The organism is Leclercia sp. GHBNCSD (assembly GCF_055805075.1).
In genome coordinates this window covers 2,161,485-2,176,281 of the sequence record NZ_JBQVYO010000001.1, presented here as the reverse complement: position 1 = coordinate 2,176,281, position 14,797 = coordinate 2,161,485, and the positions used below count along the sequence as shown (strand labels likewise).

General features: G+C 56.0%; 12 protein-coding genes and 4 tRNA genes. All 16 read right to left on the bottom strand.

All coding sequences use genetic code 11. The features are described 5' to 3' along the window. Nucleotides 1-9: 9 nt before the first annotated feature. Nucleotides 10-86: transfer RNA gene (locus ACT3IC_RS10490), tRNA-Pro, on the bottom strand. Between the two features lie 44 nt (nucleotides 87-130). Next, nucleotides 131-216, bottom strand: a tRNA-Leu gene (locus tag ACT3IC_RS10485). A gap of 21 nt (nucleotides 217-237) precedes the next feature. Further along, a tRNA-His gene (locus ACT3IC_RS10480) sits at nucleotides 238-313 on the bottom strand. Nucleotides 314-387: 74 nt separating this feature from the next. Further along, nucleotides 388-464, bottom strand: a tRNA-Arg gene (locus ACT3IC_RS10475). A 105-nt stretch (nucleotides 465-569) separates the two neighbouring features. Next, nucleotides 570-1,952, bottom strand: coding sequence for a bifunctional threonine/serine APC transporter ThrP (thrP, locus tag ACT3IC_RS10470; RefSeq protein ID WP_103177455.1), 1,383 nt, complete (start codon nucleotides 1,950-1,952; stop codon nucleotides 570-572). A gap of 268 nt (nucleotides 1,953-2,220) precedes the next feature. Continuing rightward, a complete protein-coding gene (wecG, locus tag ACT3IC_RS10465; protein WP_159340422.1) occupies nucleotides 2,221-2,961 on the bottom strand; it encodes a lipopolysaccharide N-acetylmannosaminouronosyltransferase in 741 nt (246 codons plus the stop codon). Nucleotides 2,962-2,973: 12 nt separating this feature from the next. After that, on the bottom strand, nucleotides 2,974-4,326 hold the full coding sequence (gene wzyE, locus ACT3IC_RS10460; protein WP_103177457.1) for an ECA oligosaccharide polymerase: 1,353 nt from the start codon (nucleotides 4,324-4,326) through the stop codon (nucleotides 2,974-2,976). Continuing rightward, complete coding sequence (locus tag ACT3IC_RS10455; RefSeq protein ID WP_473477380.1) at nucleotides 4,323-5,402, bottom strand: TDP-N-acetylfucosamine:lipid II N-acetylfucosaminyltransferase; 1,080 nt, start codon at nucleotides 5,400-5,402, stop codon at nucleotides 4,323-4,325. The genes wzyE and ACT3IC_RS10455 overlap by 4 nt, the downstream gene beginning before the upstream one ends. Continuing rightward, nucleotides 5,399-6,649 (bottom strand): lipid III flippase WzxE, encoded by a 1,251-nt coding sequence (gene wzxE, locus ACT3IC_RS10450; protein ID WP_214422512.1) that lies wholly within the window; start codon nucleotides 6,647-6,649, stop codon nucleotides 5,399-5,401. The genes ACT3IC_RS10455 and wzxE overlap by 4 nt, the downstream gene beginning before the upstream one ends. Nucleotide 6,650: 1 nt before the next feature. Next, nucleotides 6,651-7,781 (bottom strand): dTDP-4-amino-4,6-dideoxygalactose transaminase, encoded by a 1,131-nt coding sequence (rffA, locus tag ACT3IC_RS10445; protein ID WP_420193853.1) that lies wholly within the window; start codon nucleotides 7,779-7,781, stop codon nucleotides 6,651-6,653. A gap of 4 nt (nucleotides 7,782-7,785) precedes the next feature. Beyond that, nucleotides 7,786-8,463, bottom strand: a complete 678-nt coding sequence (rffC, locus tag ACT3IC_RS10440) for a dTDP-4-amino-4,6-dideoxy-D-galactose acyltransferase (protein WP_473477376.1) — start codon at nucleotides 8,461-8,463, stop codon at nucleotides 7,786-7,788. Then, nucleotides 8,460-9,722 carry a UDP-N-acetyl-D-mannosamine dehydrogenase gene (wecC, locus tag ACT3IC_RS10435; RefSeq protein WP_473477373.1) on the bottom strand — a complete coding sequence of 421 codons (1,263 nt, stop codon included), beginning with the start codon at nucleotides 9,720-9,722 and terminating at the stop codon, nucleotides 8,460-8,462. The genes rffC and wecC overlap by 4 nt, the downstream gene beginning before the upstream one ends. Further along, nucleotides 9,719-10,849, bottom strand: a complete 1,131-nt coding sequence (gene wecB, locus ACT3IC_RS10430; protein ID WP_103177463.1) for a non-hydrolyzing UDP-N-acetylglucosamine 2-epimerase — start codon at nucleotides 10,847-10,849, stop codon at nucleotides 9,719-9,721. The genes wecC and wecB overlap by 4 nt, the downstream gene beginning before the upstream one ends. Nucleotides 10,850-10,906: 57 nt before the next feature. Then, nucleotides 10,907-11,953, bottom strand: a complete 1,047-nt coding sequence (gene wzzE / locus ACT3IC_RS10425) for an ECA polysaccharide chain length modulation protein (RefSeq protein WP_473477370.1) — start codon at nucleotides 11,951-11,953, stop codon at nucleotides 10,907-10,909. 12 nt (nucleotides 11,954-11,965) lie between these two features. Further along, a complete protein-coding gene (wecA, locus tag ACT3IC_RS10420; RefSeq protein ID WP_103177465.1) occupies nucleotides 11,966-13,069 on the bottom strand; it encodes a UDP-N-acetylglucosamine--undecaprenyl-phosphate N-acetylglucosaminephosphotransferase in 1,104 nt (367 codons plus the stop codon). A 240-nt stretch (nucleotides 13,070-13,309) separates the two neighbouring features. Continuing rightward, entirely contained in the window at nucleotides 13,310-14,569 is a 1,260-nt protein-coding gene (rho, locus tag ACT3IC_RS10415; protein ID WP_001054528.1) for a transcription termination factor Rho, read from the bottom strand. Nucleotides 14,570-14,797: the final 228 nt, after the last annotated feature.

The window sequence follows — 14,797 nt, the reverse complement described above, 5'->3', positions numbered from 1 at the left end:
GTTCAAAATTGGTCGGCGAGAGAGGATTCGAACCTCCGACCCACTGGTCCCAAACCAGTTGCGCTACCAAGCTGCGCTACTCGCCGATATACTGCTTTTTTGAATTTTTAGTTCAATTCATTAAAAGTCGTGGTGCGAGGGGGGGGACTCGAACCCCCACATCCTAAGGACACTAACACCTGAAGCTAGCGCGTCTACCAATTCCGCCACCTTCGCAATTCACAACTCTTTAAATAATGGGGTGGCTAATGGGATTCGAACCCACGACAACTGGAATCACAATCCAGGGCTCTACCAACTGAGCTATAGCCACCACTACTTGATTCTTTACTCTTTCACGCGGTTCTGCCTACTTAACAGACCACCGCAGCTCCAGCACCGGGTGAATGGTGCGCCCGACAGGATTCGAACCTGAGACCTCTGCCTCCGGAGGGCAGCGCTCTATCCAGCTGAGCTACGGGCGCTTAGCGCCGTTGCGGGGCTGGATATTACGGAGGTCTCGGTCTGCTGTCTAGTGCTTTTTTAAAATAAATGCGCGTTTGCTTAGACTTTGCGCACTTTGCCGCATATTACTGCGTTTTGACCCTTTCCACGTGTCGCCCCAGGCCAAAAAGCCTGTATCCCGCGCTAACGGCCGCCAGGAATATCGCCCCGACATACAGCGACATGCGGGTGTCTTCGTTGAAGTACATGCCGATCAGCACGCAGATCAGGAACGCCATCGTTAAATAGTTAGCCCATGGGAAGAGAATGGAGCGGAACGGATGGCTGGCAATCGCGTTTTTATGCGCCTGACGAAAACGCAGCTGGCTAATCAGGATCACAAACCACGGCACCATACCTGGCAGAACGCTGGCGCTGTAGACATAAACGAAGACACGCTGCGGGTTCGGGATGATGTAGTTCAGGCATGACCCCACCAGCAGAATAATAATCGAGATGGCAACGCCCACCACCGGCACTCCGGCGCCGGAGACTTTCCCCACCGCCGCCGGCAGCTGACGGTTGTTCGCCAGCGCGTAGAGCATACGCCCGCAACTATACATGCCGCTGTTACAGCCGGAGAGCGCCGCCGTCAGCACCACAAAGTTGATAATCGCCGCCGCTGCGGTAATGCCGATTTTGGCAAAGGTGAGCACGAACGGGCTGCCGTTACTGCCAATCTCATTCCACGGGAAGATAGTGACGATGACAAAAATCGCGCCGACATAGAAGATGAGGATACGCCACAGCACCTTGCCGACCGCGCTGCGCAGGGTCACCTGCGGGTTTTTCGCCTCCCCGGCAGTGATCCCGATAAGCTCAACCCCCTGATAGGACGCCACCACAATGCAGAGCGCCGTCAGGAAGCCCTTCCAGCCGCCAGCAAAGAAGCCGCCGTGTTCCGTCAGGTTGCCAAAGCCAATCGCCTGGCCCCCGTTACCCAGGCCGAAGAAGATCACCCCCACGCCGATGACAATCATCACGATAATGGTGGTTACTTTAATCATCGCAAACCAGAATTCGATCTCACCGTACAGACGCACGGCGGCGAGGTTCGCCAGCGCCACCAGCCCCACGGCGATAAGCGCAGGTATCCACTGTGCCATCTCCGGGAACCAGAACTGCACGTAGACCCCAATGGCGGTGATCTCCGATATGCCCACCGCCATCCACATAAACCAGTACGACCACGCCGTGAGATAGCCAAAAAACGGGCTTATGTAGCGATGCGCATAAACGGCGAACGAACCGGCGACCGGCTCGAGGAACAGCATCTCCCCCATGGAACGCATGATAAAGAAGACGAACAGCCCGGCGATGATATACGCCAGCAGGACCGACGGCCCGGCCCATTTCAGGGTGCTGGCGGAGCCCATAAACAGGCCCACGCCAATCGTCCCGCCAAGGGCGATAAGTTCGATATGACGAGCTTCCAGCCCACGCTGAAGCTCCGGTTTTTTCTCTGACATAAATCCTCGGTTGTGCTTGCGACTCTCCCGGCCTGCGCCGGTTATTGTTATAGGTACAGATGCGCTATCACAGGCTGTGCGTAATGGACCGTTTATGTTTACGGTTGATGCAAAAACAGCCTGGTACGGTAGTGACGGAGGGGAATGGTTTCTTAAATTTTGTGAAATGGCAAACGATGCGTTAAAAAAATGAATGTATTGTTGAGAAAAGCAGCAGATTTACGGGCGTATTGCAGCGCGAGCAGTATATCGCGCTGCGATTCAGATATTACAGGCGTCCGGAGTAGTGCCAGCCGAGATAACGCAGCAGACGGAGCTGGCGGGTGATCCGGCTCGGCTGGGATAACAGGCGATAGAGCCACTCCAGCCCCAGGTTCTGCCACACTTTTGGCGCGCGCTTTACGTGGCCGGTAAAGACATCGTAAGTGCCGCCCACGCCCATATAGAGCGCATCCGGATAGACCTGACGGCAGTCGCGCATCAGGATCTCCTGGCGCGGTGAACCCATCGCGACGGAGATGATCTTCGCCCCGCTGTCTCGAATACGGGCAAATAGCGCCTGCTGCTCGTCAGGGCTGAAATAGCCGTCCTGGCTGCCGACGATATTCACCTGCCACTGGTCACGCAATTTCTGCTCGGTTTGCGCCAGCACCCCAGGTTTGCCGCCGACGAGGAAGACTGGCGTACCGTCTGCCCCCGCCCGCGCCATCAGCGCTTCCCAGAGATCGGCCCCCGCGACGCGAGAGATGTTCGCCCCCGGGTACTTCTTACGCACGGAGCGCACCACGCTTATCCCGTCCGCATATTTAAATTCGGCCGCCTCGATGAGGTCGCGCACCTGGGCGTTATCCTCAAGGGTAAGCATTTTTTCTGCATTGATGGCCACCAGCGTGCCGGTTTTGATCCCGTCCCCGGCACAGAGATAGTCCAGCGCATGCTGCATATCACGCCAGCCAATCAGCTTCAGGCCCCGCAAGTCATACTGCGGTGCTGAGGTATTATCAGTCATTATTATCCTTACTCAGACTCGCGAAAGCGCCCTGCCGTTTACCGGTTCGCGCTTATGCACTAACCCGGCGCTGTCGAACAGCCAGTACAGCAGCTTCGCCATCAGCAGACAGGCGCCAAAAACCACCATGAAAAAGACCACGCGGGAGACGAACGAATCCAGCCCTTCTCGCGCCAGTACGATCATATTGAAAATGGCACCGAAACAGAAACTATGCAAAATCGCTGCCTTATAGCGGTTGGTCTCCTGATTGCCCAGCGTATAGAGCCAGTCGAACCATTTTATAATCAGCCCAACGGCAATCGCCCCAGGCAGGATAAACCAGCCGCCGCCCATCACCACCAGCGAACCTATCAGCGTCGGTGAGATTGCCAGCCCGGAGTGGTTGTTCAGCACTTCCCAGGTAAAGTAGTTTGCCGTATTCAGCACCACGCCCGGTCTGTCCGGCCACAGCCAGGTGGGGATAAAGACATAAAAATCGCGAACAATGGGCGCCAGCCCCTGAAAATCGATTTTGTCGTAGTTCTGCAGCAGCAGGGCTAAGTTTTCCCACGGCGAGAAGGTGTCGCGGGTGAGGTACAGGAAGGTGTAAAACGCTTCGTCGCCGCTGACATCCATGCCGTAGCGCTTCAGCGCCAGCCAGAACATCCCCACAATCCCCAGCACACCCGCCGCAGCCAGCATCCACAGCGAGATCCAGCCGCGAATAATGCCGATAAACAGGAAGATCGCGAAGGCGATAATGATGTTTGCACGCGTGCCGCCGACAATCATATAGGTCAGCAGGCCAAACGCCACGGTACTGACCAGGAAGAAGAGCCACGCCCGGGCATCCTGACGCAGGAAATAGATCACCAGCATCGCCGGAATGAAGAAATAGAAGAAACGCTTAAGCGCCACCCCGGAGACTTCGCTGGAGAAGATCTGGCTGTAGGAGTGCAGCTTGAACAGCAAAAAGCCGTTGTGCATGAAGAAGATACCGACAGTGACAAGGGCAATGCCCATCAGCATCATCCAGGTCAGATGCGTCTCAACCCGGTTCATGGTGAACAAAGGCCGTCGCGATGCGTCGCTGCTGGCCGGTTTCAGCCGCGTCTTATAGGCGACGTAATAGACCCCATAGAAGCAGGTGGCCGACAGCAGCGCCTGCATCAGGATCTCCGGCGGTACGACGGCCACATCGAAGCGGAACACCAGCACGCTGGTCAGCGGGAAGCCGAAGTAAAAGGTCAGCAGAAACAGCAGCGAGAAGAAGACGTTGAAGTTAAAGCGCACCCGGCGGAATTCAAACCACGTCAGCGTGGCGATAAACAAGGCGCTCAGAAGCCAGATGACCAGCAGGCCGCTAAATTGCAACTGGCTCATGCATTCTCTCCTGAGGCGATCCGCAGCGCCTGGTGCCACGGCGTAAGGTAGTTCGGGCTGAAGAAGTCGATGGCGTTTTTATCCACCTGCGCAAGCTGTCGCTGGGCTTCACGCACCACCTCTTCGTTCAGGTCATCAGTGGTAAACAGCACCGGAATGTGCTGTTCGGCCATGTCCTGCCAGAACGGGTTTTCGCGATTAAGCACACAGGGAATGCCCGCCTGGATCAGCAGACAGAGCGTGCCGATCCCCTGCTGGCGCGCAAAAATGAAATAGCCCAGATCGCACTGACGCAGCAGGGCGAGATAGTCCTCAAAGGCCAGCTTATCGCTGAGGATCTGCAAATTGTCCGGGCTGAATAATGCCTGTCCACTCTGACGGACTTCATCGATGTATGCCGCGTTATTAGCAGGATAGCCCATCGGCACGATCACGTTGACCGTATCGCCAAACTGCTGATGAACCGCCTTCAGGGCCGCAATATGTTCGTTACTGCGATCTCCAGAGTTACCCACCAGAATCGTCAGTTTACCCTCCCGTTTCACCTCCCGGGCTAACCCGTTCAGCGACGGGTCCATGCGGGTCGGAAAATAGAGCAGCTCACCGCGCACGTTCGGATGCTGTTTTGCGAAATAGTTTAAATCGCCGCGGGTGGCAAAGATGCAGCCCACCCGCCCCTGCGCCATACGCCGCAGCGGGTAGAAGAGACGGAACTTCCAGCCCCGGGAGACTTCATACAGGTCGGCGCCCCAGATATGCCAGTTAAACTGCGCGGGCCTGATCCCACCACTCAACAAGGCCAGCCACAGGCCGGTATTAAACTGCCCGTGAAAAAAGAACCGCTGCTGGCGGTTGGCTTTGGCTTTGGCGATCACCGCTTTCGCAAGCGTGGCTTTGTCCGGCCAGAAGGTCAGCTGCATTGCCGGGAAGGCGGCGCTAAGGCCGGTGTCCTTACCCACCACCATAAATTCGCGCGCCAGCGCGCTGCCGGGAGCCAGTTCATCATTAAAGAACCGCAGTACGGTCTGGTTATGGTGTGGGATATCCGATCCCAGGACGTGAATCAGTGCAGTCATGCGCGTTTATGCCAAAGTAAAAAGACGCCGCAACAGGCAGCAAAATAGACAATATAGGTGGCCATATAGGCCTGAGCCGCTCCCAGCGCGCCATGCGCGGGGATCAACCAGTGAGAGAATGCCGTCAGCAACGCAAACTGGCTGATTTCCGCCAGAATGTAGAGCCGCAGCGACGCTTTAGCAATCACCAGATAGCCAAAGACGTAAGCGCCTACTTTCAGTACGTCCCCCACCAACTGCCAGGCGAACAGGTCGCGCATCGCGGTAAATTTGGCGGAAAACAGCAGCCAGATGGCGACATCGCGCAGCAGCCAGACGGTAAAGCTGGCAACCGCCACCGCCGGTAAGACGAAGCGCAGCGAACGGAGGATCTCGCGGGTGATCTCCTGCCGGGCGGTGAGCCGTGAGAGCGTGGGCAGCAGGTAGACGCTAAAGGAGGCGGTAATAAACTGCAGATAGGCATCGGAGATGCTGCTGACCCCCTGCCAGATCCCCACCTCATCCCAGCTGTAGTGCGCCGCCAGCAGGTTTCGCATCATCACGTAGGCCACCGGCAAGGTGACGGAGGTGATAAGCGCCATCAGGGTAAATTTGCCCAGCTGCCCCGCCAGAAGCCGATCCCATCCGGGCTTCAGATAGTGCAGCGGAATTGTGCCCCTGCGCATCAGCATAAACGCCGCCGGAACGACCACCAGCGCGGGCACCAGCGCCAGCCCCAGCAGTGCGCCTTCATAGCCGCCCAGCCGGTAGCAGACGTAATAGGCAACCACCCCGATGACGCTACCGACGATGAGCGCCAGCGCATTGCCGGCAGCATCGCGAAAGCCTTTCATCAGCGCCAGCAGCAGGTTCGCCCAGGCGATGCCCATCTGCACCAGCGCCACCAGCCTTACCAGACCCTGATAGCCCGTGTGACCGAACAGCCCCTGGCTGATGGGTGCAGCCGCCAGTAAAAAGACGACCGCCAGCAGGGTGGAAAAGCCCAGCACCATCGCTGATGAGGTACCCACCACCGTGCGTAATTGCGCCTTATCGTCATGATATTGCGCCACGTACTTGGTCACGCCGTTAAAGATCCCCGCCCCGGCCAGTACACCGAGGACGGTGACCAGCTGGCGAAAGTTCCCCGCCTGCCCGACACCCGCCGGGCCAAAGGAGACGGCCAGCAGTTTTACCACCAGCAATCCCGCGCCGATCTTGACGAGTGTGGACGCGGCGGTCCACACCGATGCTTTCGCCAGAGACATATCAGCCGAAATAACTCAGAAGGGTATTGATCACCGTGCGCTGGTTGACCGCCGCGAGGTTGTAGAACAGCGGTAAGCGGAGTAACCGCTCACTTTCTTTGGAGGTAAAGCGATCTTCACCCACGAACTGACCAAAGGCTTCCCCCGCCGGGCTGGAGTGCAGCGGAATATAGTGGAACACCGCCAGAATTTCGGCCTCTTTCAGGTATGCAATAAGCGCGCTGCGATCGTCGTTATCCCGCAGCTTGATATAGAACATATGGGCGTTATGGACGCATTCTGCCGGAATGGTCGGCAGCTCGATACGGCCCTTGCGCGCCAGGGGAGCCAGCGCATCGTGATAGGTCTGCCACAGCGCCAGACGCTGCTGGTTGATACGGTCTGCCGCCTCCAGCTGTGCCCACAGGTACGCCGCCTGCAGATCCGCCATCAGATAGCTGGAGCCGATATCGCGCCAGGTGTACTTATCCACCTGCCCACGGAAGAACTGGCTGCGGTTGGTCCCTTTCTCGCGGATGATCTCCGCGCGCTCCACCAGGGCGCGATCGTTAATCAACGTCGCGCCGCCTTCTCCGCCTGCGGTGTAGTTTTTGGTTTCGTGGAAGCTGAAGCAGCCGATGTGCCCGATGGTGCCCAACGCGCGGCCCTTGTAGGTGGACATTACTCCCTGTGCGGCATCTTCCACCACGTACAGGTTATGCTTTTTGGCAATCGCCATGATGGTGTCCATCTCGCACGCCACCCCGGCATAGTGTACCGGCACGATGGCGCGGGTCTTGTCGGTGATCGCCGCTTCAATCAGCGTCTCGTCAATGTTCATGGTATCCGGACGGATATCGACAAAGACGATTTTCGCCCCGCGCAGCACGAAAGCGTTGGCGGTGGAGACAAAGGTGTAGCTCGGCATGATCACTTCGTCGCCAGGACCAATGTCCAGCAACAGGGCCGCCATCTCCAGCGAGGCGGTGCAGGAGGGGGTCAGGAGGACTTTCGCGCTCTGAAAGCGCTGCTCCATCCACTGCTGGCAACGGCGCGTATAGCCGCCATCGCCGCAAAGTTTGCCGCTGCCCATCGCAGACTGCATGTAATCGAGTTCGGTGCCCACCACAGGAGGCGCATTAAATGGGATCATCTTGTCACCTGTATAGCCAGTAAGCGGTCGTTTCGATGTTGCCGCCGCTTGCGATATAACGTTTAAGCGCGGCGGTGTTGCCCATCTGGGTCGCCACCCGCAAAGTAGAAATCTGCTGTTGCTGCGCCCAGTGCAGCGCCGCCTGCATTAACTTCTCGCCCATGCCGCGCCCGGCCAGCAGACCGATACGCGCCTCGTTGTCGCTGAGCTTGCGCAGGGAGACAAAGCCCTGGATGGCGCTATCCGGCGCGCGGAACACCAGGCAGAGATGGTCGAAGGTGCCTTTTACCGCATTCTCGATCCACTGGGCATAGAAGCGACCGCTGTCGTCAGGCGCGTACCAGGGGGCGCGAAAGCGGCTCTGCGCAAAGGCCTGAGCAGCCAGCTGGCGCAGCGCCGGGATATCCTGCTCCATCGCAGGTTCCGCGCCAGGGCAAGCGTGTTGCGTCACGGTAATGGCGAGATCGACTTCGCCTTCCACCAGCCTGAAGCCCTGCGCCTGTAACGCGTCCAGCCAGTCGGCGCGGGTGGCCGGAATTTTAGCCTGCACCCGCTGCCAGGCGTCCAGCCCGGAAGCCGTCAGCAGCGGAGCATCATCAGAGAGGCGCACAAGCGCCGTGGGAAGGGCAAAAAACTCGCTTTCCCACTCCAGCGGCTGTAACGCACCGTGGAGCTGACTCAACGCCAGACCCCTTTGGTATCAACGATAAATTCCTGACGGACGGCCTCGCCCTGGATCGCTTTAAACTCGTTATGGTCCACCAGCAGCACCAGCACATCGGCGGTTGCCAGCGCCTCTTCAACGCTGGTCAGGGTGCAGTGGCCAGCCAGTTTTTTCGGCAGTTCATGAATATTGGGTTCCACCACCTGCGTTTCACCGCTGTGCCAGTCGGCAATCATCTCAGCAATTTCCATCGCCGGGCTTTCACGCAGATCGTCAATGTTCGGCTTAAAGGCGAGACCAAAACAGGCGATGGTCACCTCGTTCGCGCGCTTGCCGCTTTGGGTCAGGTAATCTGCCAGGGTGGCTTTCACCTGGTTCAGTACCCAGTGCGGCTTGCTGTCGTTAACTTCGCGGGCGGTACGGATAAGACGCGCCTGCTGGGGGTTCTGCGACACGATAAACCACGGGTCGACCGCGATGCAGTGGCCGCCTACGCCCGGCCCGGGTTGCAGGATATTCACGCGCGGATGGCGGTTCGCCAGACGAATCAGTTCCCAGACGTTAATCCCCTGATCGGCGCAAATCAGCGACAGCTCATTAGCAAACGCAATGTTCACGTCGCGGAAGCTGTTTTCGGTGAGTTTGCACATCTCAGCGGTACGGGAGTTGGTCACCACGCACTCGCCTTCGAGGAAGATGTTATACAGCTCGCTGGCGCGGGCGGAACAGACCGGAGTCATGCCGCCAATAACCCGATCGTTTTTAATCAGTTCGACCATCACCTGCCCCGGCAGCACGCGCTCCGGGCAGTAGGCGACGTTGATATCGGCCTGCTCGCCCGCCTGCTGCGGGAAAGTCAGATCCGGGCGCGCCTCAGCCAGCCACTGGGCCATTTGCTCGGTGGCACCCACCGGTGAGGTGGATTCGAGGATCACCAGCGCGCCTTTTTTTAGTACCGGGGCGATGGATTTCGCTGCCGCTTCGACATAGGCCATATCCGGCTCATGCTCGCCTTTGAATGGCGTCGGCACAGCAATCAGGTAGGCATCGGCAACCACTGGTGTGGTACTGGCCCTGAGGTATCCCCCTTCAACGGCGGTTTTTACCACCTTGTCGAGATCTGGCTCAACGATATGAATTTCACCCTTGTTGATCGTCTCAACCGCATGCTGGTTGATATCAACACCCACTACCTGTTTTTGACGGGAGGCAAATGCCGCCGCCGTGGGCAGCCCAATGTAGCCAAGACCAATGACAGAAATGGTAGTAAAACTCATAGCGATACCCGATTGTGTTTAAGTGCGTACAAAATGCGGTCACAGGCCTGGCCATCACCATACGGGTTATGGGCCCGGCTCATGGCCTGATACTCTTCGTTGTTATGTAGCAGGCGCGTCACCTCTTCCACGATGGCTCGTGAATCGGTCCCCACCAGCCTTACCGTCCCCGCTTTAACCGCTTCAGGACGCTCGGTGGTTTCACGCATCACCAGCACCGGTTTCCCCAGTGAAGGCGCTTCTTCCTGAATTCCGCCTGAGTCCGTCAGGATCAGCCAGGCATGGTTCATCAGCCAGACGAATGGCAGATAGTCCTGCGGCTCAATAAGTATGACGTTTTTGACATGCCCCAGGATGCGGTTGACCGGCTCGCTGACATTAGGGTTCAGATGCACCGGATAGACGATCTGGACATCTTCGTTACGCGCGGCGATTTCAGCCAGCGCATGGCAAATTTGCTCGAAGCCCTGGCCAAAACTTTCCCGCCGGTGTCCGGTGACCAGAATCATCTTTTTACCGTTAGCGAGAAACGGATACTGTTCGGCCAGTTGCCCACGCAGGCTGTCGTTCGCCAGCACCCGGTCGCGCACCCAAATCAGCGCGTCGATCACCGTGTTGCCGGTGACAAAGATGTGCTGGTCGTTAACGTTTTCGCGCAGCAGGTTCTGACGGGAGTTCTCGGTTGGCGCAAAGTGATACATTGCCAGATGCCCGGTCAGGGTCCGGTTCGCCTCTTCTGGCCACGGGGAGGAGAGATCGCCCGTGCGTAAACCGGCTTCGACATGTCCAACCGGAATACGTTGATAGAATGCCGCCAGACTGGTGGCGATGGTGGTGGTGGTATCGCCGTGCACCAGCACGACATCCGGCCTGAACGACTCCAGAATAGGTTTTAAACCTTCCAGAATACGGCAGGTAATTTCGGTTAGCCCTTGCCCCGGCTTCATAATATTGAGGTCGTAGTCGGGAACAATGGAAAAGAGTTTTAGGACCTGATCCAGCATCTCCCGATGCTGCGCGGTAACGCAAACTTTCGCCTCAAAATAAGGGTCGCTTGCCAGCGCATGGACCAGAGGCGCCATCTTGATGGCTTCCGGCCTTGTACCAAAGACAGTGAGTACTTTCACATCGATTCTCTTCGATTAAGCGATGAAGGCCAGCAGCCTTCATCGTAGACGGCGTTCTTAAATTTTGCGACGACGGGTTAATGCCACGCCTGCGCCAATTAAAGCACCCACAATCCCCCACATAATCATCAGGAATACGCGACGTGGACTATCGCGTTTTACAGGTTCTTCAGGTGTTCGCAAATAACGATAGGTCTGAAAACGCGGGTCCAGTGTCGGACCGACGTTGAGGGTGTTGAGCATGGCGCGGTTCTGGTCGTAATCGAGGTCAAAATCTGGCCCAACGGCCTGCAGATTTTCCAGGCGCGCCTGGAGCATAGGACGCCCCAGCAGGAACATTTCAGAATCGGGCAGTTCATCGGCAGGCACATCGGTTTCACTGCGCGAGATATTGCTCTTTTCAGCAATCTTCAGCGCCTGATCGAGGTTATGTACCCGGCGGTTAAAGATGGCTTTGGCGACCTCTTCCTGACGTTTGACCTGCGCTTTCATCTGCACGGTACGCGCCGCCCAGGCGCCTTTCAGCTCATCATTAAGGTGGCTTGCTGCGCGCTGGCTGGCGAAAGCGACATACTGACGCAGCAGGTTATTCGCGTCCGGCGCGGTTTCAGCGATCAGCTTGACGCTGTCGTTGATGTTGCGCAGCGGATCACCCGCCATAAACTGAATGTTGTTGATCAGCTCATCCAGCAGGGCTGCATCGGCTTTGCTGTTGCCGACCATTCTCTGTTTGAAATAGTCGGTCTGGTTCCAGAAATCACGGCGCGTATCCCAGGAGGCGAGCTGCATAACAAACTCTTTGTAGGACTCGTCCATTACCGAAGTCTGGTCGGCGGTCGCAGGATTCGCTTTTACATCCAGATTCTGCAGAAACTGTTGCTGAGAGTAGAAACCTCCAAGCATATTCACCGTAGGACGGTCGGTAATCGCCGTCGCACTCCACTCTTGTCTGGCGAAAAAGGTATAGGCCAGAGCGATAAGTGCAAAGCCCAGCGCAATACCTGCAATCCAAAACTTGCCCGCCCATAACACGCGGAACAAGCCACGAACATCCAGCTCATTCTCAGTTACCACTGATTTTGCTCCCGCCAACGGTTGAGTCATTACAGTCCCGATTTACTTAGTTAAAGTTGGGTTATTGCCATTATTTCTACGCATACGGCGTTTTACGCGTTTAATAAAGCGCGCTACTTTCCATGCGCGTTTAATACAGTAGCCGTACAGGAAAAATGCAAGCAAGAATAATACCAACATTACCCATTCAGGAATGAAATGTGCATATTCTGCGGCAACGCCAATCCCGGCTAACAGCGCAGCGGCCAGCGTAATCAAGACAAATGCCTGTCGTGAGGTGAAGCCGGCACGCATAATAAGATGATGAATATGCTGGCGGTCTGGGGAGAAGGGACTCATGCCTTTACGCAGACGGCGGTACATTATTGCCACCATATCCATCAATGGAATGGCGATGATCCACAGTGCCGTCACCGGACTGATTGGATGGGTGTTACCCTGAGTAGTTTCCAGCAGGATCCAGATGATGGTAAAGCCAATCAGCGTACTGCCGGCATCCCCCATAAAGACCTTGTAGCGACGTCCCAGGACACCGAGGTTAAGGCAGATATAAGGCAGAATGGCGGCGATCATCGCGAAGCACCACATCGACAGGCTGTACTGGCCATCAAACCAGAGGATGATGCCGATAGCCGCGAAGGAGACGCTGGAGAGCCCACCAAGCAGACCGTCAATGCCGTCTACCATGTTAAAGGCGTTAATCGCCGCCCATACGGCAAACAACGTCAGGAAGTAGCCGAATGGCCCCAGTACCATCTCCCAGGTGCCAAAGATGTAGCCCAGGCTGCTGAGATAGAGTTTCCCTACCACCATCATGATGACGCCGATAGCCGCCTGAACCGCGGCGCGGAATTTGACGCTGATATCGTATCGGTCATCCAGCGCGCCAACCAGCACCAGCACGCCGGCACAGGCCAGATAGAGTGCCGCATGAGGGATATAATAATCCGCAATGGCGAAGGTGAAGCAGATACCCGCGTAAACCGAGATCCCACCAACCAGCGGAATCAAGCCTTGATGGCGTTTACGATAATTGGGCTTATCCACCAGTCCGACTCTCTTCGCGACCTTACGGGCGAGGAATAAAAAACAGGTGGTAAAAAGAAAAATACTGATTAGCTCAGTCACCGCAGTGAGTAGATTCACAATGGATGCTCTCAACAAATGTTAATCCCGAAAGTATAACCTTGAAGGCTCGGCTCAAGAAGGAAAAAGCAGGCCTCGCCCAAGTCCCTTTGTTTATTTTTCAGACAATTACTTTTCTGCTTTGACGAACATTCCGATTTTCGTCCCCGGCAGTATAATTTGACAGCTTACTGTTACAGCGTATAAGCCATAAAAGAAAAACGCCACGTTAAAACGTGGCGTTTCGGCGCTTTATTTATATTACGAGCGTTTCATCATATCGAAGAAATCATCGTTAGTTTTCGTCATCGCCAGCTTGTTAATGAGGAACTCCATCGCGTCGATTTCACCCATTGGATGGATAATTTTGCGCAGGATCCACATTTTCTGCAGCTCTTCCTGAGTGGTGAGCAGCTCTTCTTTACGGGTACCGGAACGGTTGTAATCGATAGCCGGGAAGACGCGTTTTTCAGCGATTTTACGCGACAGGTGCAGTTCCATGTTGCCTGTACCTTTAAACTCTTCGTAAATCACTTCATCCATCTTCGAACCGGTGTCGATCAGCGCGGTTGCGATGATGGTCAGGCTGCCGCCCTCTTCCACGTTACGCGCAGCACCGAAGAAACGCTTCGGACGATGCAGGGCGTTGGCATCCACACCACCGGTCAAGACTTTACCGGACGCTGGAACCACGGTGTTGTAGGCACGCGCCAGACGGGTGATGGAGTCAAGCAGGATGATAACGTCTTTCTTATGCTCAACCAGACGCTTCGCCTTCTCGATAACCATTTCAGCGACCTGAACGTGGCGGGAGGCAGGTTCGTCAAAGGTCGACGCTACCACTTCACCTTTCACCAGACGCTGCATCTCGGTCACTTCTTCCGGACGTTCGTCAATCAGCAGTACCATCAGTACGCAGTCTGGGTGGTTATAAGCGATGCTCTGCGCGATGTTCTGCAGCAGCATGGTTTTACCCGCTTTTGGCGGCGCGACAATCAGACCACGCTGACCGCGACCAATCGGCGAAGCCAGATCCAGAACGCGAGCGGTTAAATCTTCGGTAGAACCGTTACCACGCTCCATGCGCAGGCGAGAGTTCGCGTGCAGCGGCGTTAAGTTTTCGAACAGGATCTTATTGCGCGAGTTTTCCGGCTTATCGTAGTTAACTTCGTTAACTTTCAGCAGCGCAAAGTAGCGTTCACCCTCTTTAGGAGGACGAATCTTACCTGAAATGGTGTCACCAGTGCGGAGGTTGAAACGGCGGATTTGGCTGGGAGAAACGTAGATATCATCAGGACCGGCGAGGTAGGAGCTGTCTGCAGAGCGGAGGAAACCAAATCCGTCCTGCAATATCTCCAGCACACCGTCGCCAAAGATATCTTCGCCACTCTTTGCGTGCTGCTTCAGGATGGCAAAAATGATGTCCTGCTTGCGCATACGAGCCTGGTTTTCCAGCCCCATATTTTCGCCGAGAGTGATCAGCTCAGAAACCGGCGTATTCTTTAATTCGGTAAGATTCATAATGGTGTGGGTTCTTAAACTCGGGGTAATACTCGAACTTAATTTGTGAATGGTATGGCAGGGTCATCCATGCCTGTTAACGGCTATCAACTCATGTCTGTTCGCTGTCTGCTCACAGGGAAAGCACAGAACTGAAACGACAAGACGGATTGAGTGACAAGCCCGGAATCTATCCACTTCTCGCACTGTTTATGTCAACAACGGGAAGTATCGGGTAAAACAAGATTC